The organism is Pseudomonas sp. NPDC096917, from assembly GCF_044762555.1.
Lineage (GTDB): Bacteria > Pseudomonadota > Gammaproteobacteria > Pseudomonadales > Pseudomonadaceae > Aquipseudomonas.
On sequence record NZ_JBIWEO010000001.1, the window covers coordinates 87,371 to 108,844 of the forward strand.

Genomic DNA, 21,474 nt, shown 5'->3' on the forward strand with positions numbered 1-21,474 from the left:
TATAGTAACCCGTTCATATTGAGGAGCCGCTATGCGCCAAAAACCCACCGTACTTGCCCGTGAAATTGTTGCCAGTAGCCGATTGTTTCGGGTCGAAGAAGTGCAGTTGCGCTTTTCCAATGGCGTTGAGCGTACTTACGAACGGTTGGTGGGGCGTGGCAACGGTTATGGCGCAGTCATGATCGTGGCGATGATCGACGACGAACACGCCATCCTGGTCGAAGAATATTGCGGCGGGACTGACGAATATGAGCTCTCGTTGCCCAAAGGCCTGATCGAGCCGGGCGAAGACGTGCTGGCTGCCGCTGAGCGTGAGCTCAAAGAAGAAGCGGGCTACGGCGCCCGTCAGCTTGAGCATTTGACCGAACTGTCGTTGTCTCCGGGTTACATGAGCCAAAAAATTCAGGTGGTATTGGCCACTGATTTGTATGAAGAGCGGTTGGAAGGCGATGAGCCTGAACCGATGCGGGTTGATCGGGTTAACTTGCGCGACTTGTCGAACCTGGTGCAAAACCCGCAGTTCAGCGAAGGCCGTGCATTGGCCGCGCTTTACCTGGTGCGTGATCTGCTGACCCAGCGCGCAGTGTTCCAGTCGTGAGTGTTGCGCATCCCTTGCTGGCCCCCGTCATCGAACTCGCGCACCGTGCGGGCGACGCGATTCTGCCGTTCTGGCGCATGGATGTAGCGGTGACCGCCAAGGATGATGATTCGCCGGTCACGGCGGCCGATATGGCGGCCCACCACATCTTGCTCGACGGCCTGACTGCGCTGGACCCGAGCATCCCGGTGCTCTCGGAGGAAGACGCCAACATCGCGCAAAGCGTTCGCGCAAGCTGGACGCGTTGGTGGCTGGTTGACCCGCTGGATGGCACCAAGGAATTTATCGCGGGCAGCGAGGAGTTCACCGTCAACATTGCGCTGATCGAACAGGGGCGCGTGGTGTTTGGTGTGGTCTCGATGCCCACCAGTGGTCGTTGCTACTACGGCGGCGCGGGTTTGGGCGCGTGGCGTGAAGAGGCTGGCGAGACTTCGGCCATCAGCGTGCGCAACACGCCGCCTGCCGGTGAGGCCTTGATCGTGGTTGCCAGCCGTCGACATTCAAGCCCTGAGCAAGAGCGCTTGCTGGCAGGGCTGGAAGCGGCTGTTGGTTCGTTAGAAATGGCCAACATTGGCAGCTCGTTGAAGTTCTGCCTGTTGGCTGAAGGTGCGGCCGATTGTTATCCGCGTCTGGCGCCGACCTCGCAATGGGACACGGCCGCCGCTCAAGGCGTGCTCGAAGGTGCGGGTGGCGTGGTGCTGCAACTCAATGGTGAGCCGTTCACCTACCCGGCGCGCGAATCGTTGCTTAATGACTGGTTTTTGGCCTTGCCTGCAAAGGCGCCATGGCGTGAGCGTTTGTTAGCCTTGGCGCAGAGCTGATTTATTTGTGGGGCAGGCGCAGGCTGCGATCTGTTGAGCGTTAAAAGATCGCAGCCTGCGGCAGCTCTCACGGTGAGTCGCTGCTAACGATGCAGCACGTATTGCCCGCTAAACCGCACCGCATCGTCCCCACCGTGCACATTGATCATCCGCGTTTCCAGGGTCAGGCGTGCGCGGCCATGGCGTTTATACATGGCCAAGAATTTGTTCCACGCAGCCTCTGCCGGCGCATCGCACAGCGCAATGGCGTCTTGGGTCACAGGCAGCGGGTAGCTGATGTGGCCTTCCTGAATCACGATGTGGCCGTCTTCGATCCCGGCTTCCCGCAGGCTCAGGTGCAGCCAGCCCCAACCGGCCAGTACCGCGCCGCAGTACAGACTGCCGCCAAACATGGTGCTTTTATGGTTGATGTTGGCCTCTAGCGGCAGTTGTAAACGCAGCTGCTTGTCGTGCCAGGCAATCACCTTAAGACCCATTTCACGTGTGAGCGGGATGTCGTGATGAAGGATGGATTCCAGATAACGACTGTCGCGATTCATGCGGGGCATCCTGTTCAGGTCAATCAAGTTCATCAGTGTGGGGGTGACTGCCGCTCTCGAAGTTCAGGCCGTGTTTGCGCAATTTGTCATGCAGGGTCTTGCGCGGTACGCCCAGCGCTTCAGCCAGGCTGCGCATCGAGCTATGCGAGCGCTCGAGTTCAGCGGCGATCAGGCTTTTCTCAAAGTGCTCTACCTGCTCGCTCAAGCTGCCCGAGACTTCAAGGTCCGACGGCTGGGCGCCCTCGTCCGAGCCATTGTCCAGAGACAATTCCAGGCCCAGGGCGAAGCGCTCTGCGACGTTTTGCAGTTCGCGCACATTGCCCGGCCAACGGTGACGCAGTAACAACGTACGTTGCACCGGCTGCAACACGTTGGGCGTCAGGCCGTGGCGAGCACTGGCTTCGTCGGCGAAGTGTTGAAACAGCATCAATGCGTCTTCACCCCGCTCACGCAACGGCGCAATACGCAGGGGGGCGACGTTCAGTCGGTAGTACAAGTCGGCGCGGAACCGGCCTTGATCGGCGGCCTGGCGCAGGTCTTCCTTGGTCGCGGCGATGACCCGAATATCCAGCGGGATCAGCTGATTACCGCCCAAGCGCTCAACCACGCGTTCTTGCAGCATGCGCAGCAGTTTGACCTGCACATCCATGCTCATGCTTTCGATTTCGTCCAGGAACAACGTGCCGCCATTGGCGAATTCGAACTTGCCGATGCGACGCTTTTGCGCACCGGTAAAGGCGCCGGGTTCATGGCCGAACAGCTCGCTTTCGACCACCGACTCGGCCAGCGCGCCGGCATTGATCGCCACAAACGGCCCGCTGCGCCGACTCGACAGGTCATGCAGCGCGCGTGCGACGACTTCTTTGCCAGAGCCGGTTTCGCCCAAAATCAGCACGTCGGCTTTGGTCGCGGCCAACGCGCCGATTTGCTCACGCAGACGCAGCATGGCCGAGGAGTGCCCGATCAAGCGGGTGCTCAGTTGCTGGCGATCACTCAGCGCCAAGCGCAGGCTGCGGTTATCCAGCACCAACGCGCGCAGGGCCAGCCCCCGGCGCACGCTGTCGAGCAGCGCGTCGCTGGCAAAGGGTTTTTCCAGAAAGTCGTAGGCCCCTGCGCGCATGGCTTGCACGGCCAACGGCACATCGCCATGGCCGGTGATCAGCAACACGGGCAGCTCCGGGTCTTGGGCGTGCAGTTGAGCCAACAGCTCAAGGCCATCCATGCCCGGCATGCGGATGTCACTGACCACCACGCCTGCCCAGTCACGCTGAATACGCTCGGCAAGGCCCGTTGCTTCGGCCAGTGGCAAGACCTTAAGCCCGGCCAGATCCAGGGTTTGATAGAGTGCTTGGCGCAGGTGCGGGTCATCATCGATCAAGATGACCTGAACGCGCGGATCAATGGATTGGCTCATGATCGAGAGTCCTCGCAAGCTTGCAAACTCACGCCTGGCGCACCGGCGCGCAGTCGGAGGGTAATGAGGGCGCCGCCTTCTTTGTGGTTGGCGAATAACAATTCGCCGCCGAACGCACGAATCAGCGTGTCACAAATGGCCAGCCCCAAGCCCAGCCCCTGAGTGCGGGTTTTGGTGGTGTAGAACGGCTCACCGGCGCGGCCCAGGGCTTCCATGCAAAAGCCCGGGCCATTGTCACGAATGTACACAGTGACGCCCTCCGCCGTGGATTGGGCACTTAGCCACAGTCGCCGTGGCGGCCCTTTCTCTGTAAGTGCATCAAGGGCGTTTGCCAGCAGATTGCCCAAGACCTGGCGCAAACGTGTTTCCCCGGCCTCAACCCACAGCGTAGCGGCGGGCAGGTCGCGGATCAGCTCGACCTCCATGCTGCGCCGACGCTTGGCCAGCAAGGCCAGCGCATCGTCCAGCGCGGGCTGTAGAGCAACACTCTCCGGCGCGTGCCGATCACGCCGGGCGAAGGCGCGCAGGTGGGCAATGATCGAGGACATGCGCCCGGTCAATTCGTTGATCAGTTTGAGATTGCCGCGAGCGTCGTCGATGCGCTGATGATCGAGCAACACTTCGGCGTTCTCGGCATAGCTGCGGATAGCCGCCAGCGGTTGGTTGAGTTCGTGGCTGATGCTGGCCGACATGGTGCCCAGCGCAGACAGTTTGCCCGCTTGCACCAGATCATCCTGAGCGCGCACCAGTTCTTGCTGCGCGTGCTCGCGCTCCAGCACCTCCTTGCGCAGGCGCTGGTTGAGGCCTTCAAGATCGCGGGTGCGTTCGACCACACGGCCTTCGAGTTCGCGGCGGGCCTTGGCTTCGAAAGCAATGCGATCCAGATAGTGACGACGGCGCTGCATCATCAAACTGATCAACAGCATGACCACCAGCAACGTGGCGCCACCAATGGCCAGTACCGTGCGTACGGGGCGATCGACCAAGGTCCGGGGCGCCAGAATGTTCACGCTCCAGCCGGTCTCGTCGATGATCTGGGTCTGCACCAGCCAGGCATTCATGTCGAGGTTCAGTGGCTGCAAGTCGCGAGTCGGATACGGCAGGATGGCAAAAATATCCTGACGCTCTTGCGGCGACAGTGCTCGCGTGGCTTTGAAGCGCCAATCGGGACGCGAGGTCAAAATGACCACGCCATGGTTGTCCGTTGTCAGCAATTGCTCCGGGGTTTTGCCCCACAAGCGTTCGGTGTGATCAAGGTCGACCTTGACCACCAGCACGCCCATTGTCTTGCCGTTTTCAATCACCGGCGCGGCAAAGTAATAACCGCGCTTGCCGGACGTGGTGCCCAGACCGAAGAAACGCCCCAACTTGCCAGCCATCGCTTCACTGAAATACGGACGAAAAGCGAAGTTGCGCCCGACAAAACTGTCGGCTTTGTCCCAGTTCGACGTCGCCAGCGTATTGCCGTCGGCATCGATCAGGTACATGACTTCAGCACCGGTCTGGTTACTGATTTCTGCGAGCAACTGATTGGCTGTGGCCAGCGCTTGAGGGTCTTGCGGCTCGACGAGCAAATTGCGCAGCGCGGGCAATTCGCCAAGGATTTGCGGCAGCACCTCATAGCGGTGCAGCGTACCCAGCAAGTTGGCGACGTAAAGATCGAGGGTTTGACGGTTTTGCCCGGCCAGCTCACTGCGGTAATAGCGTTCGGCCAAGTGTTGCAATGGCCACAACAAAGGTGCCAGGCACAGCGCCAGTAAGGCCAGGCTGCGCCAGCGGGGTCTGCGAGGAACTGAAGGGGTCGTGATCATACGGCGCAGTATACCTACGCCGAAACGGTGTAGGAGCGCTCTCTCAACGGGATAAATTCCGCCGACGACACTCCGATGGATCAATAACGCGTAGTCGCGGGCTGCCAATAACTCGCGCATTGCCCTCTGCATTCAAACGCGACTGCCTGATCGTCACGCAAAGCTGATTCGCCACTCATAACATCGAAGAGAAAGCCCTTCTCACGCGGCTCTTGCTGCTAGCTCAGCTTCACGCTGGGCGATGGCGAGTTCTAACTCTGGGGAGCGCTTGGCCCATTGTTCGGGCGGGAGGGGTTTGGACCATTCGATGATGTCTGGATATGTGAGATCGGGTGGCGGGTTTAATTTTAGTCGTTCCAGCACTTCAACCAACAACATGTTAAATATGAATATTCCAAAAAAACCTTCCCATAAAATCGCTAGAAACCAACCTCTTTTATTGGCAGCGTCGACTATCACCTTTTTATAAGTAGCCAACACGCCTTGTGGTCGATTGAATCTTGCGGTTTCATCGGCTACTGCTTCGGGGCCTATTTCCATGTAACTGCGCATGCATTCCCAAACTGCCATTGCAGGCTTTCCCCCACCGCAAGCAAAGCAGAAGGTACAGAATTTAAGGCTGCTTAATGCGTGCGGATCAGGGTTTTCAAACGTCACCTCCAATATGCCTGAGGTGTGTCTACCAGCTTGGCTAATCGATTGCTGTTCGGTTGCTTTAGCTATGACAGTTTCCCAAGGAACAATCCAATAATCAGTAGCACTGACAGGAATGCAAACCTCACGGCGCTGACGATTGAAACGTGCGGGCAAGGGTGTTGGCTGAAACAGTGCTTGAATCAACATTAAAACTGGAATTCCTACAATGACCCCGCCCCCGATAGAAATATAAAAACTCAGATTGGGCAAAGTCTCATAAAAATAATATGCCATCCCTAAAAACAATAAAATGCCTGGCCACAAAACCATCACTGCCGAGCCAATAGCATAACTCCCAACATCCATATAAACGCTATTTTTACGCCATATATTGTTAAGAATATCCGTGGGGGCTTCACCGGTAGGGATAGGTAGTGGAGCCAGATAGTCCACCTGCGAAAACAAGTTTTTTTTACTCGTGCCGGCGGCTGGCATACTCATCGTTTGATACCTGGCTGCAAACCGACCGAGTATCTTGCGCAGAACTCATAATCAAATACTTGGTCATCACAGGAAAATAATTCACCGCTAATCAGGTGAACATTAAAAATCATACTACGCCATCCTCGCTGCTAGTTCGGCTTCACGTTGGGCGATGGCGAGTTCTAACTCTGGGGAGCGCTTGGCCCATTGTTCGGGCGGGAGGGGTTTTGACCATTCGATGATATCGGGGTATGTGAGATCGGGTGGCGGGTTTAATTTTAGTCGTTCCAGCACTTCAACCAACAACATGTTAAATATGAATATTCCAAAAAAACCTTCCCATAAAATCGCTAGAAACCAACCTCTTTTATTGGCAGCGTCGACTATCACCTTTTTATAAGTAGCCAACACGCCTTGTGGTCGATTGAATCTTGCGGTTTCATCGGCTACTGCTTCGGGGCCTATTTCCATGTAACTGCGCATGCATTCCCATAACGCCATCGCGGAAGCTCCACCACCACAGTTAAACCCCATTGAGTAATGTTTTTTATTGACGCTTGCTTGCGGGTCGGGATTATCAAATCCGATCAACAACAGCCCCATCGTTTGCTTACCTGCCTGGTTGATCGATGAAGTCTCTGTCCCCATAGCTATAACGGTTTCCCATGGCACGATCCAGTACTCACCCTCGCTTATGGGCACACAGACTTCACGGCGTTGTCGATTGAAACGTACAGGCAGGGGAGTTGGAAGGAATAGGCCGTGAATTAGTGTTAATGTAGGAATGCCCGTAATTATTCCTCCTATTACTAAAATCGAGATACTGAAGTCAGGCAAGATTTCCCGAAAAAAGCATGCCAGTGCTAGAGTCAGCATAACCAACGGCCATATCAACATTACTGCGGAGCCTATAGAATAATTTCCTATATCTATATAAGCGTCATTTTTACGCCAGATGATATTAAGCATGTCCGAGGGGGATTCACCCGTAGGAATCGGTAGTGGCGCCAGATAGTCTTCCTGCGAGAGCAATCCTTTTTTGCTTGTGCCAGCCGACGAATGACTCATTTCTTATTACTCTTTGGCTGGAAATATTGGCTGTTTTTTTCAGCACTTAAACGGTGGATTTTAGCTTTATCCAATACATGGGTTGGATCGTCGCGTAGCGCGATTAAACCTTTGTCAAGAGTGAAGGTGAATGCTAGGCCGTTGGTTCCACCGATAAAATTTTGCGCGCCAAGCAAAGCCGTTATGGGGGTTCGATAGCGTAAACGTAGCGAAACTTTACTGGGCTTTGAACCCAGCAAATTTGGGACGATGTCGAACAACCCACTGAGCCTTAAACCTTGGCCTTCTTGATAGGGAATCCATTGACAATGGCTGCTGCGTATCCAACGTTCACCTATATCTTGCCGCGGCTGTGGGGGAATAACTCTTTCAGAGGAAGTGTTATTTTTTATCTTTTCTCGCCACGCGAGAGTGTCCACCGGGTCGCCAATAATGGCTAACTCCAAATAAACACTTGAAGGCTTAGCACCAGGCAAGTCGATGGTCAATGAGTGTACTTCTTCAGCAGAGGCAATTTTCTGTTCATGATTCTCATCCCAATAACCGCTCATAACATTGAAGCTATGTGTCATATTTCGTCGCCCTCGCTGCTAGCTCAGCTTCACGCTGGGCGATGGCGAGTTCTAACTCTGGGGAGCGCTTGGCCCATTGTTCGGGCGGGAGGGGTTTGGACCATTCGATGATGTCTGGATATGTGAGATCGGGTGGCGGGTTTAATTTTAGTCGTTCCAGCACTTCAACCAACAATATATTAAATATGAATATTCCAAAAAAACCTTCCCATAAAATTGCTAGAAACCAACCTCTTTTATTGGCAGCGTCGACTATCACCTTTTTATAAGTAGCCAACACGCCTTGTGGTCGATTAAATCTTGCCGTTTCATCGGCTACTGCTTCGGGGCCTATTTCCATGTAACTGCGCATGCATTCCCAAACTGCCATTGCAGGCTTTCCCCCACCGCAAGCAAAGCAGAATGTACAGAATTTAAGGCTGCTTAATGCGTGCGGATCAGGGTTTTCAAACGTCACCTCCAATATGCCTGAGGTGTGTCTACCAGCTTGGCTAATCGATTGCTGTTCGGTTGCTTTAGCTATGACAGTTTCCCAAGGAACAATCCAATAATCAGTAGCGCTGACAGGAATGCAAACCTCACGGCGCTGACGATTAAAACGTGCGGGCAAGGGTGTTGGCTGAAACAGTGCTTGAATCAACATTAAAACTGGAATTCCTACAATGACCCCGCCCCCGATAGAAATATAAAAACTCAGATTGGGCAAAGTCTCATAAAAATAATATGCCATCCCTAAAAACAATAAAATGCCTGGCCACAAAACCATCACTGCCGAGCCAATAGCATAACTCCCAACATCCATATAAACGCTATTTTTACGCCATATATTGTTAAGAATATCCGTGGGGGCTTCACCGGTAGGTATAGGTAGTGGAGCCAGATAGTCCACCTGCGAGAGCAATCCTTTTTTGCTTGAGCCAGCCGACGGATGACTCATTTTTTATTACTCTTTGGCTGGAAAAATTGGCTGTTTTTTTCAGCACTTAAACGGTGGGTTTTAGCTTTATCCAACACAGGGGTTGGATCGTCGCGTAGCGCGATTAAGCCTTCGTCAGGAGTGAAGGTGAATGCTAGGCCATCCTTGCCGCCGATAAAATTTTGCGCGCCAAGCAAAGCCGTTATGGGCGTTCGATAGCGCAAACGTAGCGACACTTTTCTGGGCTTTGAACCCAGCAAATTTGGGACGATGTCGAACAACCCACTGAGCCTTAAACCTTGGCCTTCTTGATAGGGAATCCATTGACAATGGCTGCTGCGTATCCAATGTTCACCTATATCTTGCTGCGGCTGTGGCGGAATAACTCTTTCAGAAGACGTATTGTTTTTTATTTTTTCTCGCCACGCGAGGGTGTCCACCGGGTCGCCAATAATGGCTAACTCCAAATAAACACTTGAGGGCTCAGCACCAGGTAAGTCGATGGTAAGTGAACTCACTTCCCCTACATAGGCAAATCCCTGACGATCTAGCGTTGGACGCGTACGTGTATCACTTTCAAGACTGACCCTTGGCGAATAGAGAATTTCATATAGGCGGTCCAACTCCTCGTCTTGTGCGTCAGATGATATATGCGACAAATCGTGGGCTCGCTTCTTTGACCAACAACAATAATTGAGAAAATTCTGCATTGGTGTTTGACGCATATACCAGACAGCCATATACAGCGCCCCTGAAATTAACAGCAGATTGTTAACAGGCCCCATGAAGATTAAGTAGCGAAAATTCGCCACGCTCCACCCAAATAAAGGTGCAATACTTCTTAGGGTGTAAGTGTATCCGAGGAGGGCCTGCGTGCCTGTGATAATTGCTTGCCCGCCAACAACCTTTTGTTGCAATTTTATCCATGGATCTATATGGCCTACTGCACTATCTATCTGTTTCTGTAAGGAAAAATACTCCGATAATGCAGCTCCAAATGATAGCGATCCAATTAGTCCACCAAAACTTGTAAGAGTCGAAACAGACCCAGAACCCCATTTAATCTTATCAACGCCAATACCTTGTTTATTCCAAAATCCCTTCCGAACCTGAACGTCAATCACCGCCATCAATGCCGCCCCGGCATACAGCGTTGCCGAAGCCGTATCGTATCGGCGCTGCGCATCCATTCCTTCCAATACACCGGCCTGGCTTAAATATTTATTTGCGTTCCAAGTGTTGATCAGCAACGCCGCCAAGGCGATAACTCCACCGCTTTGTTGCACGGCAGGTGCGTTCACAATATCCGCCACGCGGCCTGCACCAATCGCTTTACCCGTTCTATTGGCCCATTGCGTTAGTTCTTCGGCGCCTTTACCGAACAGCTGGAATACCTGTCGCCCCCTTTCATTGATTACCCGCAGACCCACTTGACTACCAACTCGCGCGGCGATCATGACAGTGAGCCACGGACCTTTAAGTGGTGTTCCTGGTTCACTGCCGAGCAACAGCAAGGACGCGCCTAATCGCTTGATCAACATATTCCAGAGGTCCGTGGCATCTTTGGCCCGACCTCTGAGGTTCGACAAAATATTCATGCCCTGCGGGCCCAGTATTTTGATCAGTGCTTGCTCTGCATTCGCCTGATTCTCAATACTCAGCGCAGCAACCAACTCTACTGAACGACTGACGGTCACTACCGCGGCATCAAGGCTCGGGCTCCACCCTGAAAACAGTTGCCGCAACGCCCCGTCATCCGCACTGCGCACGTACTCTGCATATTGCTCGGCTCCGACTTTGCGTAAGCATTGAGCACTAAGGCAGGCCAAGGCCAGTTCATCAAGCCATTGAAGGTGCTCGTTATCGTGGAAATCAACAAACCAGGTGCCACTGTGATGTCGCAGCAAGTACGTGCCACGATCGGCATAAAGAGCTTCGTGTCGTTGCTGCAGGTGATCAAAGTGTGTCGGGGCGGTGTGGTCTAGCCACCGGTTCATGGCGGGCAGGTCGATGTATTGCTCGACCTTATCGCTGGTCTGCGTATTTCTGAGGTTGTTGACTTTGCTTTCCTGGTAGTCACGCACCACTTGCAGCACTTCGTCGTGAAATTGAAGCGGGATAAAGCTACGTATCGGCGCCACTGCCGCTTGTTCGCGCAGGTGTATTTCAGCCAGGCGGGTGTCGGCTTCTACGTTGCTGTGGGTGGTGCCGCGTCGGATGTTGGCGGTGTAGCGCTCTCTCGCCAGTTGTTCCAGCCGGGTTCGCGCATTAAGCAGCATTTGCGCCTGCTCACGCGTCAGTTCGATGTCCTGCTCGCGGTAGCGGTAAATCAGCATTCCGATAACTTCGTCGGGATCTTCTGTAATCAAGCTGCGCACAAACCCACCAATACTCAGCCGCAGGTTGTTGTCGGCTTGCCACTGTTCATGCCGAGATTCGACGAGTTCTTGTTCGTGGTTGATGTCGCGTAATACGCCGAGGTCATCGTCCAGGCAAGCCAGTACGGTGTACAAGCCGCGTGATTGGGTGTGGGCGGTTTCCATCAGGCTTTGGGTCGTGGTCGGTGCCCATGGCACGGCGCTCCATTCACCCGGCGCAGGGATGTCATCGGGAACCGGGGGGTACTGCGCAGCAACTTTGGCTCGCTCACTGAGCCAACGCTGGGTGTCGGTGTAGTCTTTGATCGTGCTGGGTGTCGGATCGTTGATAGCTTCTTTGCCCAACTGCTCTGCCTGTTTGTGCCGGGCGGGTTGGTTACGTTGATAGTCGATCGCCAGCGCCAAGTCATAGGTGCTCGGAATCAGCTCGGCCATGAGCGTGTTGGCTTCTGTCAACGGCACGCAATGCGGCGCTTGCAGGGTGTTGGCGACTTGCCGCAGGTCGAGGCGGCGCATGCGCTTGGCGCGATTTTCGGGTTCGCTGAGGTGCGCGCAGGAGGTCGAGTTCAGCGGGATTTCGCTGTAGAGCATCCAGGCTTCCTGGTGCTTGTCCAACGCGATACCGCTGTGGGTGCCGACATTGATGACGGTGTCATCGTCCTCCAGTTCTTGTTCGCGCAGCAGGTGGTTTTCAGCCATCGCATAACGCTGAAGCGGGCCGTTGCCTTGCCACACATAGATAAATCCCGTGCGCAAAAGACGGGCTGCCATGGGGTGGCTTTTGGGCTCGACCCCGGGCTGACAGGCCGAGTGGCTGGCAGGCTCTTCGCTGAGGGCGTAGCGCACGGGGACCACGAAGATGTGCGGCTGGCTGGCCGGACATTGCTGCACGGTGCTGTTGATGTCGACGTGTTCGCGGGCGTTGGCTGCGCGTCTGGCTTCAGCCAGATTGACCACTGTGGCAAGACTTTTATCGAAGCTCATACCGCGCGCGCTCTGGGCGTAAATTGCGCATTTAAATCGTCCACTAGGTGTTCAATCACGCGGGTAAGTGCGGTCATATCCATGACTCCTCTGACGTAAGGGCTCACTTCAAAGAAAGCAGCCTCAGCACAAAGGGATGAACGCTAAAGGTTGAACGCGCTGGTGGATGTAGGACGCATCTCTAACTATTGGCAGAAAGGGGCCTTACTGCCAGTTGTAGGAGCGAGCTCTTGATCTTGAAAATCACAAGATCGCCGCCTTCGGCAGCTCCCACGAGGTGTGTGTCTCAGCGTTGCTCGGCCACGCATTTGTCGAGTGCAACGCGCCAGTCTGGCTGGCTGACGTGCCATTCGCGCGCTAGACGGCTGCAATCAAGGCGCGAGTTTTTCGGGCGGACCGCTGGTGTCGGGTAGGCGCTGGCCGCAATAGGCTCCAGCGTTGCGCACGGTTTGCCTTGGGCGGCGAGGTGCTCGGCAATGGCTTGGGTAAAGCCAAACCATGAGGTTTCGCCCTGAGCGGTCAGGTGGTAAACACCCCAGGCCCCGGCCTCACCGGCTTGCCAGCGTTCGATCAAGGCCCGAGTGCTTTGCGCGAGGGTGCCCGCCCAGGTTGGTGCGCCGATCTGGTCAGCCACCACGCGCAGCACCGGTTTTTCCGGCAGCAAACGCTGCATGGTCAGCAGGAAGTTTTTGCCGTGGGTGGAGTACACCCAGCTGGTGCGCAGGATCAAATGCTGTCCGCCTACTGCTGCGATGGCTTGCTCGCCCGCCAGTTTACTTTTGCCGTACACGCCCAGCGGGTTGGGTTGATCGTTTTCGGTGTAAGGCGCGGGTTTGCTGCCGTCGAACACGTAGTCGGTGGAGTAGTGGATCAGCGGAATGCCCAGGGCTTTCGCCTCTTCGGCCAACACGCCCGGCGCCGTGCCATTGATGGCAAACGCGAGGTCTGGCTCGCTTTCAGCCCGATCCACCGCGGTGTGTGCGCCTGCGTTAATGATCAAGTCAGGCTTGTGCGCGCGTACCTGAGCACGGATCTGCTCGGGTTGGCTCAGATCCAGCGCGTCGCGCCCCAGCACAATCAACTCGCCCAACCCGGCAAGATGCTTTTGCAGTTCGATGGCCACCTGGCCAGTTTTACCGCTGATCAGGATTTTCAAAGGTGCCGAGGGCTGGCTCATGCGATCAGGTCTTTGGTGTCGGTGAAGCCCAGGCGCTGGCCTTGGTAGCTGCCGTCCTGAACGCGTTTGCACCACTCCAGGTTGTTCAGGTACCACTGCACGGTTTTGCGCAGGCCGGTTTCGAAGGTTTCTTCAGGCACCCAGCCCAGCTCACGCTCGATTTTGCTGGCGTCGATCGCATAGCGCTGGTCGTGGCCTGGGCGGTCTTCAACAAAGGTGATCAGGTCAGCAAACTGCGCGACCCCAGGCGGATGCTCAGGCGCCAGCTCTTCGAGCAGTGCGCAGATGCCACGCACCACGTCGATGTTTTTCTGTGCGTTGTGGCCGCCGATGTTGTAGGTCTCGCCGACCACGCCTTCGGTCACGACCTTAAGCAGGGCGCGGGCGTGGTCTTCAACAAACAGCCAGTCACGCACTTGCAAGCCATTGCCATACACCGGCAGCGGTTTGCCCGCCAGGGCGTTGAGGATCACCAGCGGAATCAGTTTTTCAGGGAAGTGGAACGGCCCGTAGTTGTTCGAGCAGTTGGTCAGCAGCACCGGCAAACCATAGGTGCGGTTCCAGGCACGGACCAGGTGGTCAGACGCCGCCTTACTGGCCGAGTACGGTGAACTTGGCGCGTAGGGCGTGGTTTCCGTGAACAGATCATCGACGCCGTGCAGGTCGCCATACACTTCGTCAGTCGAAATGTGATGGAAGCGAAAGGCGCCCTTGGCGGGTTCTGGCAGCTTCGACCAATAGGCGCGGGCGGCTTCCAGCAGGCTGTAAGTGCCGACGATGTTGGTCTGGATGAAATCTGACGGGTCATCGATGGAACGGTCGACGTGCGACTCGGCCGCCAGGTGCATGATCGCCTGCGGTTCAAAGCGCTCGATAATGGCGCTGACAGCGGCTTGGTCGACGATGTCTGCCTGGACGAATTCGTAGCGGGTATCCGTTGCGATGCTTTGCAGCGACTCAAGGTTGCCGGCGTAGGTCAACTTGTCGAGGTTGAGCACTTCGTGCGCGGTGTTCTTGATCAGGTGACGGATCAGCGCTGAACCAATAAAACCGGCTCCGCCGGTGACTAGAATGCGCATATGGATACTCCTTATGTCCTGACGGCCCTAGATCATGTGGCGCTCTTCAATGAGGCGCAAGTGGGGGCGGTCGGGTAGCGGCTGCTTAAACGGTAGGAAATTGAGGAGCCTTGGTTTTTATATCGATTTATATCTGTTTTAAAAACGATTCCTAGCGGGTTTTATTCGATGAATGGATTTTATTGTAGATATTTATCGGATATAAAGACGCTCTGCGTTGACGCAATACAGACCAGCGTCCACAGTTTGCGGTCTGTCTTCTTTCTGCTGCCATCCCCCTTTTCGACGGTTCCCTGGAGTCCTGACGGTTATGACTACTTTGCACAGCACCCCCCGCGCTGACGGCTTCCACATGCCGGCTGAATGGGCTCCACAAACCCAGGTCTGGATGATCTGGCCTGAGCGCCCGGACAACTGGCGGCTCGGCGGCAAGCCCGCGCAGGCTGCGCACGTAGCCGTGGCCAAGGCCATCGCCCGTTTTGAGCCGGTCACCGTTGGCGTATCGGCCGCGCAATACGAAAATGCCCGTGCGCAACTGGATGTACCGAATATTCGTGTGGTCGAGATCTCCAGCGATGACGCTTGGGTGCGTGACAGCGGCCCGACATTCGTGATCAACGACAGCGGCGAAGTGAGAGGGGTTAACTGGGACTTCAACGCGTGGGGGGGCTTTGATGGCGGTCTGTACTTCCCCTGGAATCGCGATCAGCAAGTGGCTAGCAAGATCCTCGAAATCGAACGTTCTGCGCGTTACTACACCGAAGGTTTTGTGCTTGAAGGCGGTTCGATCCACGTCGATGGCGAAGGCACGCTGATCACCACGGCTGAATGCCTGATGAACCGCAACCGCAACCCTCACCTGTCTCGCGAAGAGATCGAAGGCGTTCTGCGCGCGCAACTGGCTGTGGATAAGATCATCTGGCTGCCGGACGGCCTGTTCAACGATGAAACCGACGGCCATGTGGATAACTTCTGCTGCTACGTCGCACCGGGCGAAGTGTTGCTGGCCTGGACCGACGACGAGCGCGACCCGAACTACGTGCGTTGCCATGAAGCGATGAAAGTCCTGGCCGCCAGCACCGATGCCAAGGGCCGTCCTTTTGTGGTGCATAAAATGCCGATTCCGGGGCCGATGTATGCCACCCAGGAAGAGTGCGATGGCGTGGACAAAGTCGCCGGTAGCCAGGATCGCAATCCGTCGGAGCGTTTGGCCGGGTCTTACGTGAACTTCCTGATCGTCAACGGCGGCATCATTGCCCCAAGTTTTGACGATCCGATGGACGCACAAGCCAAAGTCATCCTGCAAAACATCTTCCCGCAACACGAAGTGGTGATGGTGCCGGGCCGTGAATTACTGCTGGGCGGTGGCAACATCCACTGTCTGACCCAGCAGCAACCTGCGCCGCACAAGGCGTGATCTGACGCCAAACTGCCTTGTGGGAGCGGGCTTGCCCGCACCCACAAAAGCAGCGTTTTCACGGTCTATTTGCCCGATTCACGCAACCCACTCAAAGCCCAACTGATTCAGCTTCCGCTTGCGGCCTGGAGGGGGGCGGGGAGTAAAGGCTGACACGTTGATCAACGGTTGGAAAAATGAGCGTACTTAACAAAATTTTCACGAAATTGACACTTTGCCTTAACGGCGGCTAGGATCCGCACCAACGCCTGTGGCGATAAGCCATGCACCAACTTTTTGAAAAGACCCTTGCGGAGTCTCGTAAGGGTATTTTTTTGTTTATGTGAAGCAACCACCACTCAATGTTTCAGCTTGATACCCACAGCGCGCCTCTATTCAGTAATAAGGAAAATAAAATGTTGAACAAACGGATAGGTCTACTCGCTCTGGGCGTACTCAGTGCTACCCAAGCCATGGCTAACGATCAAGCTGACGCAAAAGGCTTTGTAGAAGACAGCCACCTCAATGTATTGGCGCGCAACGCCTACATCAGCCGTGACTACAAAGACCACAAGCAAGACAAAGCTGAATGGGGCCAAGGCTTCCTCGGCACGTTCACCTCGGGCTTCACCCAAGGCACCGTTGGCGTGGGTGTGGATGCTTTCGGCATCTACGCACTGCGTCTGGACGGCGGCAAGGGTCGTAGCGGCGCAGGCGGCATCGACTTCTTCAAGCAAGACGCTGACGGCAAAGCCGCTAGCGACATCGCCAAAGCCGGCGCTGCCGTGAAGTTGCGCGTGTCGAACACCGTGCTGAAGTACGGCGATCAAATGCCGGCTCTGCCGGTACTGATGTACGATAACTCGCGTCTGATGCCAGAAAGCTACACCGGCACGCTGTTGACCTCCAAAGAGATCGACGGTCTGGAAATCAACGTGGGTCGTTTCACTGCTGAATCGCGCAAGAGCGCTGAAAGCCGTGACAGTGGCGACCTGAAAAGCATCAACGTGTTCGGCGCCAGCTACAAGTTCACCGACAACTTCTCGGCCTCGTTGTACGGCTCCGAGATGGAAGACGTACTGCGCAAGCAATACCTGGGCATGACCTACGTGCTTCCGCTGCAAGACAAACAGTCCCTGACGTTTGACTTCAACGGCTACCGCACCCACGTCGACTCTGACTACGCACGTGACGTGCTGCAGGTTGACGGCACAGACAACAAAATCTGGAGCCTGGCAACCACCTACGCTTTCGGCGCTCACTCGTTGATTCTGGCTTACCAGAGCAGCACCGGCGAAATCGGCTACCCGTACGGCGGCTACCGCAATGCAGGCGGCGTGGGCGATGGCGGCAACACCATCCTGCTGGCCAACTCCTACTGGTCCGACTTCAACGCTAAAGACGAGCGTTCGTGGCAGTTGGGTTATGGCTTCGACTTCGGTGCTGTTGGCATTCCGGGTCTGACCTACAACATCGCCTACGTCCGCGGCAGCAACATCGACGACGGTTCCGACCGTGGCCGTGGTACTGAGCGTGAAATCTTCAACCAGGCTAAGTACGTTGTACAAAGCGGTCCGGTCAAAGACCTGAGCGTGCGTCTGCGTGGTTCGTGGTTGCGTGTTTCCAACAACGCCAGCGACTACAACGTCGGCGGCAACGAAGTACGTGTATTTGTTGATTACCCAATCAGCATTTTCTGATGCGACTGGCCTGACAGACAGGCCGGACATCTGAATAAAAAACGCCCCGACTGGGGCGTTTTTTTTTGTGCGAAATTTACAGCGCTGCAGAAATCAACAGATCGCAGCCTATAAGGCTGTTTCTTGCGCACATTGACGCAACCAATTCATAAACACCTGCAAGCGTTTTGGAATGGCGTTCAGTGGCGGGTGTACCAAGTAATAGTCGTAATGGCCGCACTGGCTGAAACCGCCTAAAGGCAACACCAGTTCGCCGCGATCTACACGTTTTTGCACCAATTGCTGACGCCCGATGGCAATGCCAGCATGGTTCATGGCAGCGGTGACACTCAGGTCGGAGCGGTCGAAGGTCAAGGTTCGTTTGGGCAAGGCCGCGAGCATGTGGTGTTGCTCGGCCCACAATGACCACTCGGCATCAAAGGCGGCGTGGTCCCAGGCCAGCGAGTCGTGCAGGGTGGTGCAGTGCCGCAGGTTGTCCGGGTTTTCTTGCAGGCGATGACGTTGCGCGTATTCAGGGCTGCACACCGGAGCCAGTCGCTCTTGCATCAAGCGGTAGCTGGTGAGGCCGGGGAATTCGCCATTGGCGTAGTACAGAGCCAAGTCGATTTTGCGGGTGCGAAAATCGACGTTGTCGTTGCCGACCCGCAGGTCGAGTGAAACCAATGGGTAACGGTCGACGAAATCCGCCAGCCGGGGCACCAGCCAGCATTGAGCAATCGAAGGCCTGACATACAGCGCGATGGACCCGGCAATTTCGGCCTGTGATGACTGCTCTAGCGCTTCGGACAGCTCGCCCATCGCGCTTTGCAGAATCTCGAAAATGCGCTCGCCTTCGTCAGTCAGGTTGACCTGTCGGGTCAGGCGCTGAAACAACTTCATCGACAGCGCCGTTTCCAGTCGACTGATGCGGTGGCTCACGGCGCTGGCGGTTAAGCACAGTTCTTGTGCGGCGCGGGCAAAGCTCAGGTGCCGGGCGGCGACCAGAAAGGTGTGCAGGTTGGCAAATTGGCTGCTGTTGAGCCTGGAGCTGATACGCGGAGGAAGGTTGAGCACGGCAGTTTTCCCTAGCTAAACATTCCGCAAGTGGCAAGACGTGCATCTTGCCACATCCGGTTGTGCGCTTGAATCAACCCTTGCCCAGCAACTCACGGCCCTTGGCCAGATACGCGTCCATCTCGTCGCCAGGCACTTTGTTGCCGCCGGTCGCCCACACCAGATGCGTGGCCTGCGCCATGTTCTGACGGTTAAGACCTGCGCGCTGCCAATAGTCTTGCTGGTCAGCCAGCACCCTGGCAATACCAGGTACGCCCGCCAGCGCCGAAGGCTCAAGACGCAACCCTTCGGTGCGCTCCATCAAGGCCAAGAGGCTGTACATTTCTTCATCGCTGACCGTGTAAAAACCATCCAGCAAACGTTGCATGGCTTTGCCGACAAAGCCTGACGCACGACCCACGGCCAGGCCATCAGCCGCCGTCACGTTATCAATGCCGAAGTCTTGCACGCTGACTTCGTCATGCAGCCCGGTGTAGACACCCAGCAGCATGCACGGTGAGTGAGTCGGCTCTGCGAAGATGCAGTGCACGGCATCACCGAACGCGAGCTTTAGGCCGAACGCCACGCCCCCCGGCGCACCGCCCACTCCGCAAGGCAGGTACACGAACAAGGGATGTTGCGCGTCTACGGGGATGTTGGCTGTCGCCAACTGCGTTTTCAGACGCTCGGCGGCCACCGAGTAACCGAGGAACAGGTTGACCGAGTTTTCATCATCGACGAAATGGCAGGTCGGATCGGCCTCTGCCTGTTGGCGGCCCTGAGCAACGGCCACGCTGTAATCAGAGGCGTATTCAATGACCGTCACGCCATGCGCACGCAGCGTGTCTTTTTTCCATTGCCGCGCATCGGCCGACATGTGCACCGTCACCTGAAAGCCCAATGCGGCGCCCATGATGCCGATCGACATGCCGAGGTTGCCCGTTGAGCCGACGGCAATTTTGTACTGCCCAAAAAAGGCCCGTGCTTTATCGCTGTCGAGCAACGCGTAGTCGTCATCGAGGGTTAGCAACCCGGCGGCCAGCGCTAGGTCTTCGGCGTGCTTGAGCACTTCGTAGATCCCGCCACGGGCTTTGATCGAGCCTGAAATCGGCAAATGGCTATCACGCTTGAGCCACATCGCACCGGGCAAGGGCTGGTCATAGCGCTTGCTCAGCTCATATTGCAGGTGCGGTATCGGCACGATGTCCGACTCGATAATGCCGTTGCTGACCGCCGTTTGGGGAAACGCACGTTGCAGGTAAGCCGCGAAACGGCTCAGCCGAGCGCTGGCATCGGCAACGTCAGCGGCAGTGAGCCCCACGTCACCTATGGCCTGTGCGACCGGCGCCACGCCGGGGTTAAACCACGTGGTAGGTTGCAGCGCCACCAGTTGGCGAATCAGCGGGTAACGGGTGTACCAGCTCTCAAGTGTTCTTCCCAAAATCATGGCGGGTCCCTTTTAAACGATCAGGCGCAAAATGCGGGTTAAATCAAACAAAGTGCGACAGCAGCAGGGTCAGCCCCAGTGCGATCAGCGAAGCCAGTACCGTGGCCAGGGTGAACTTCTTCAAGGCGTCGATGAGCGACACGCCCAGGTACTCCTTGACCACCCAAAAGGCCGAGTCGGTGACGTGAGTCCAGCCGATGGCGCCCGCCCCGATAGCAATACAGATAATCTCTTTGCTCACCGTGGGGTGAGCCCCCAGCATAGGCAATACCATGCCCGCAGCACTGATCATGGCCACCGTGGCCGAACCCACCGCGAAGTGCATCAAGCCGGCCACCAGCCACGCTAATACGATAGGGTTCATGTTCAATTGCGTCAGTGAGCCGGACAGTGCGTTGCCCACGCCGCTGTCGACCAGAATGCCGTTGAACGCGCCACCGGCGCCGATGATCAACAAAATGCTCGCCAGTGGCGGAAAGCTTTTTTGCGTCAGTGCGAGCAATGCGGGCATTGACAAGCCGCGACGCAGACCCAGCGCCCAGTAAGCGAACACCACGGCAATCGACAGCGCGATCAGCGGCGTGCCCAAGAATGAAATAACGTTAAAGGCCGCAGATTCATGAGGCCGCCCTGCTGCGAGGCTTTTGCCGACCATCAGAATCAACGGCAGCAAAATGGTCAGCAGCGTCACACCAAGGCCTGGCAATTCGCGGGTCTTGCGATCTTCGCAATGCTCTTCCAGAAACGCTTCCTGAGCGGCAGGTGCTTGCGTCTTGCACACCCACTTGACCCACAGCGGCCCGGCAATAATCGACGTCGGCAGCGCAACGATCAGGCCGTACATAATCACCTTGCCGACATCGGCTCCGAGCATCCCGGTAATCGCCATCGCAGCCGGATGCGGCGGCAACATGCAATGCACCGCCATCAGCGACACGGCGAGCGGCACACCGAGGTACAGCAGGTTGATTTTGGTCTCTTTAGCGACCACATAAATCAGTGGAATCAGCAGCACAAAACCCACTTCAAAGAACACCGGGATGCCGGCAATGAAGCCCACCAGCATCATCGCCCACGAGGCGCGCTCTTTACCCAGAGCGTTCAACAGCGTGTGAGCGATTCGCTCTGCACCGCCGGATTCCTCCAGCATCTTGCCCAGAATCCCACCCAGGCCAATGATTGTTGCCAGAAACCCAAGGGTTCCACCGACACCGGCTTCGTACGCCGAAACAATGTTCACCAGCGGCATACCGGAGCCAATTCCCACTACAAAGCTGGCGGCTGTCAGGGCTAAAAAGGCATGGACGCGCACTTTGACGATCAGAAAAACGATCAATGCGATGGCGCAAAACAACACCAGCAACAGAGTGGGACCGCTGTGCATAGGAGGATCTCCGGGAAGCGCTTTTATTGTTGAAATCAG

17 protein-coding genes are annotated in these 21,474 nt (G+C 56.0%); 4 read left to right on the plus strand and 13 right to left on the minus strand.

Going from position 1 to position 21,474, the window contains the following annotated elements; genetic code table 11:
• Positions 1-31 precede the first annotated feature (31 nt).
• Positions 32-598: an ADP compounds hydrolase NudE gene (gene nudE, locus ACIQYF_RS00450; RefSeq protein WP_402855259.1), complete on the plus strand. Its 567-nt coding sequence runs from the start codon at positions 32-34 to the stop codon at positions 596-598.
• A complete protein-coding gene (gene cysQ, locus ACIQYF_RS00455) occupies positions 595-1,419 on the plus strand; it encodes a 3'(2'),5'-bisphosphate nucleotidase CysQ (protein ID WP_402855262.1) in 825 nt (274 codons plus the stop codon). The genes nudE and cysQ overlap by 4 nt, the downstream gene beginning before the upstream one ends.
• Positions 1,420-1,502: 83 nt before the next feature.
• Here the strand turns inward: cysQ and ACIQYF_RS00460 are convergent, their stop codons facing one another.
• From ACIQYF_RS00460 to rfbB, 10 genes are all read right to left on the minus strand, one after another.
• The gene (locus ACIQYF_RS00460; RefSeq protein WP_402855265.1) at positions 1,503-1,958 is read right to left on the minus strand and encodes a thioesterase domain-containing protein; all 456 of its coding nucleotides are present in this window, start codon (positions 1,956-1,958) and stop codon (positions 1,503-1,505) included.
• A 19-nt stretch (positions 1,959-1,977) separates the two neighbouring features.
• Complete coding sequence (locus ACIQYF_RS00465; RefSeq protein WP_402855268.1) at positions 1,978-3,372, minus strand: sigma-54-dependent transcriptional regulator; 1,395 nt, start codon at positions 3,370-3,372, stop codon at positions 1,978-1,980.
• Complete coding sequence (locus ACIQYF_RS00470; protein WP_402855271.1) at positions 3,369-5,183, minus strand: ATP-binding protein; 1,815 nt, start codon at positions 5,181-5,183, stop codon at positions 3,369-3,371. Before ACIQYF_RS00470 ends, ACIQYF_RS00465 begins: the two co-directional genes overlap by 4 nt.
• A 201-nt stretch (positions 5,184-5,384) precedes the next feature.
• A complete protein-coding gene (locus tag ACIQYF_RS00475; RefSeq protein ID WP_402855274.1) occupies positions 5,385-6,320 on the minus strand; it encodes a hypothetical protein in 936 nt (311 codons plus the stop codon).
• Positions 6,321-6,434: 114 nt separating this feature from the next.
• Entirely contained in the window at positions 6,435-7,370 is a 936-nt protein-coding gene (locus tag ACIQYF_RS00480; protein ID WP_402855277.1) for a hypothetical protein, read from the minus strand.
• The gene (locus ACIQYF_RS00485; protein ID WP_402855280.1) at positions 7,367-7,942 is read right to left on the minus strand and encodes a hypothetical protein; all 576 of its coding nucleotides are present in this window, start codon (positions 7,940-7,942) and stop codon (positions 7,367-7,369) included. The genes ACIQYF_RS00480 and ACIQYF_RS00485 overlap by 4 nt, the downstream gene beginning before the upstream one ends.
• Positions 7,932-8,879 carry a hypothetical protein gene (locus ACIQYF_RS00490; protein ID WP_402855283.1) on the minus strand — a complete coding sequence of 316 codons (948 nt, stop codon included), beginning with the start codon at positions 8,877-8,879 and terminating at the stop codon, positions 7,932-7,934. Before ACIQYF_RS00490 ends, ACIQYF_RS00485 begins: the two co-directional genes overlap by 11 nt.
• A complete protein-coding gene (locus tag ACIQYF_RS00495; RefSeq protein WP_402855286.1) occupies positions 8,876-12,220 on the minus strand; it encodes a toxin VasX in 3,345 nt (1,114 codons plus the stop codon). Before ACIQYF_RS00495 ends, ACIQYF_RS00490 begins: the two co-directional genes overlap by 4 nt.
• Positions 12,221-12,506: 286 nt before the next feature.
• Positions 12,507-13,376 (minus strand): dTDP-4-dehydrorhamnose reductase, encoded by an 870-nt coding sequence (rfbD, locus tag ACIQYF_RS00500; RefSeq protein ID WP_402856157.1) that lies wholly within the window; start codon positions 13,374-13,376, stop codon positions 12,507-12,509.
• Positions 13,377-13,393: 17 nt separating this feature from the next.
• Positions 13,394-14,476: a dTDP-glucose 4,6-dehydratase gene (gene rfbB, locus ACIQYF_RS00505; RefSeq protein ID WP_402855289.1), complete on the minus strand. Its 1,083-nt coding sequence runs from the start codon at positions 14,474-14,476 to the stop codon at positions 13,394-13,396.
• 310 nt (positions 14,477-14,786) lie between these two features.
• On the opposite strand from rfbB, the gene aguA reads away from it, so the two are divergent.
• Both aguA and ACIQYF_RS00515 read left to right on the plus strand, forming a co-directional pair.
• Positions 14,787-15,893 carry an agmatine deiminase gene (gene aguA / locus ACIQYF_RS00510; RefSeq protein ID WP_402855292.1) on the plus strand — a complete coding sequence of 369 codons (1,107 nt, stop codon included), beginning with the start codon at positions 14,787-14,789 and terminating at the stop codon, positions 15,891-15,893.
• A 395-nt stretch (positions 15,894-16,288) separates the two neighbouring features.
• Positions 16,289-17,572 carry an OprD family porin gene (locus ACIQYF_RS00515; protein WP_402855295.1) on the plus strand — a complete coding sequence of 428 codons (1,284 nt, stop codon included), beginning with the start codon at positions 16,289-16,291 and terminating at the stop codon, positions 17,570-17,572.
• 108 nt (positions 17,573-17,680) lie between these two features.
• On the opposite strand, the gene dsdC is transcribed toward ACIQYF_RS00515, so the two are convergent.
• From dsdC to ACIQYF_RS00530, 3 genes are all read right to left on the minus strand, one after another.
• Positions 17,681-18,625: a DNA-binding transcriptional regulator DsdC gene (gene dsdC, locus ACIQYF_RS00520; protein WP_402855298.1), complete on the minus strand. Its 945-nt coding sequence runs from the start codon at positions 18,623-18,625 to the stop codon at positions 17,681-17,683.
• Between the two features lie 73 nt (positions 18,626-18,698).
• Entirely contained in the window at positions 18,699-20,051 is a 1,353-nt protein-coding gene (dsdA, locus tag ACIQYF_RS00525) for a D-serine ammonia-lyase (RefSeq protein ID WP_402855301.1), read from the minus strand.
• Between the two features lie 43 nt (positions 20,052-20,094).
• Positions 20,095-21,435, minus strand: coding sequence for a gluconate:H+ symporter (locus ACIQYF_RS00530; protein WP_402855304.1), 1,341 nt, complete (start codon positions 21,433-21,435; stop codon positions 20,095-20,097).
• Positions 21,436-21,474: the final 39 nt, after the last annotated feature.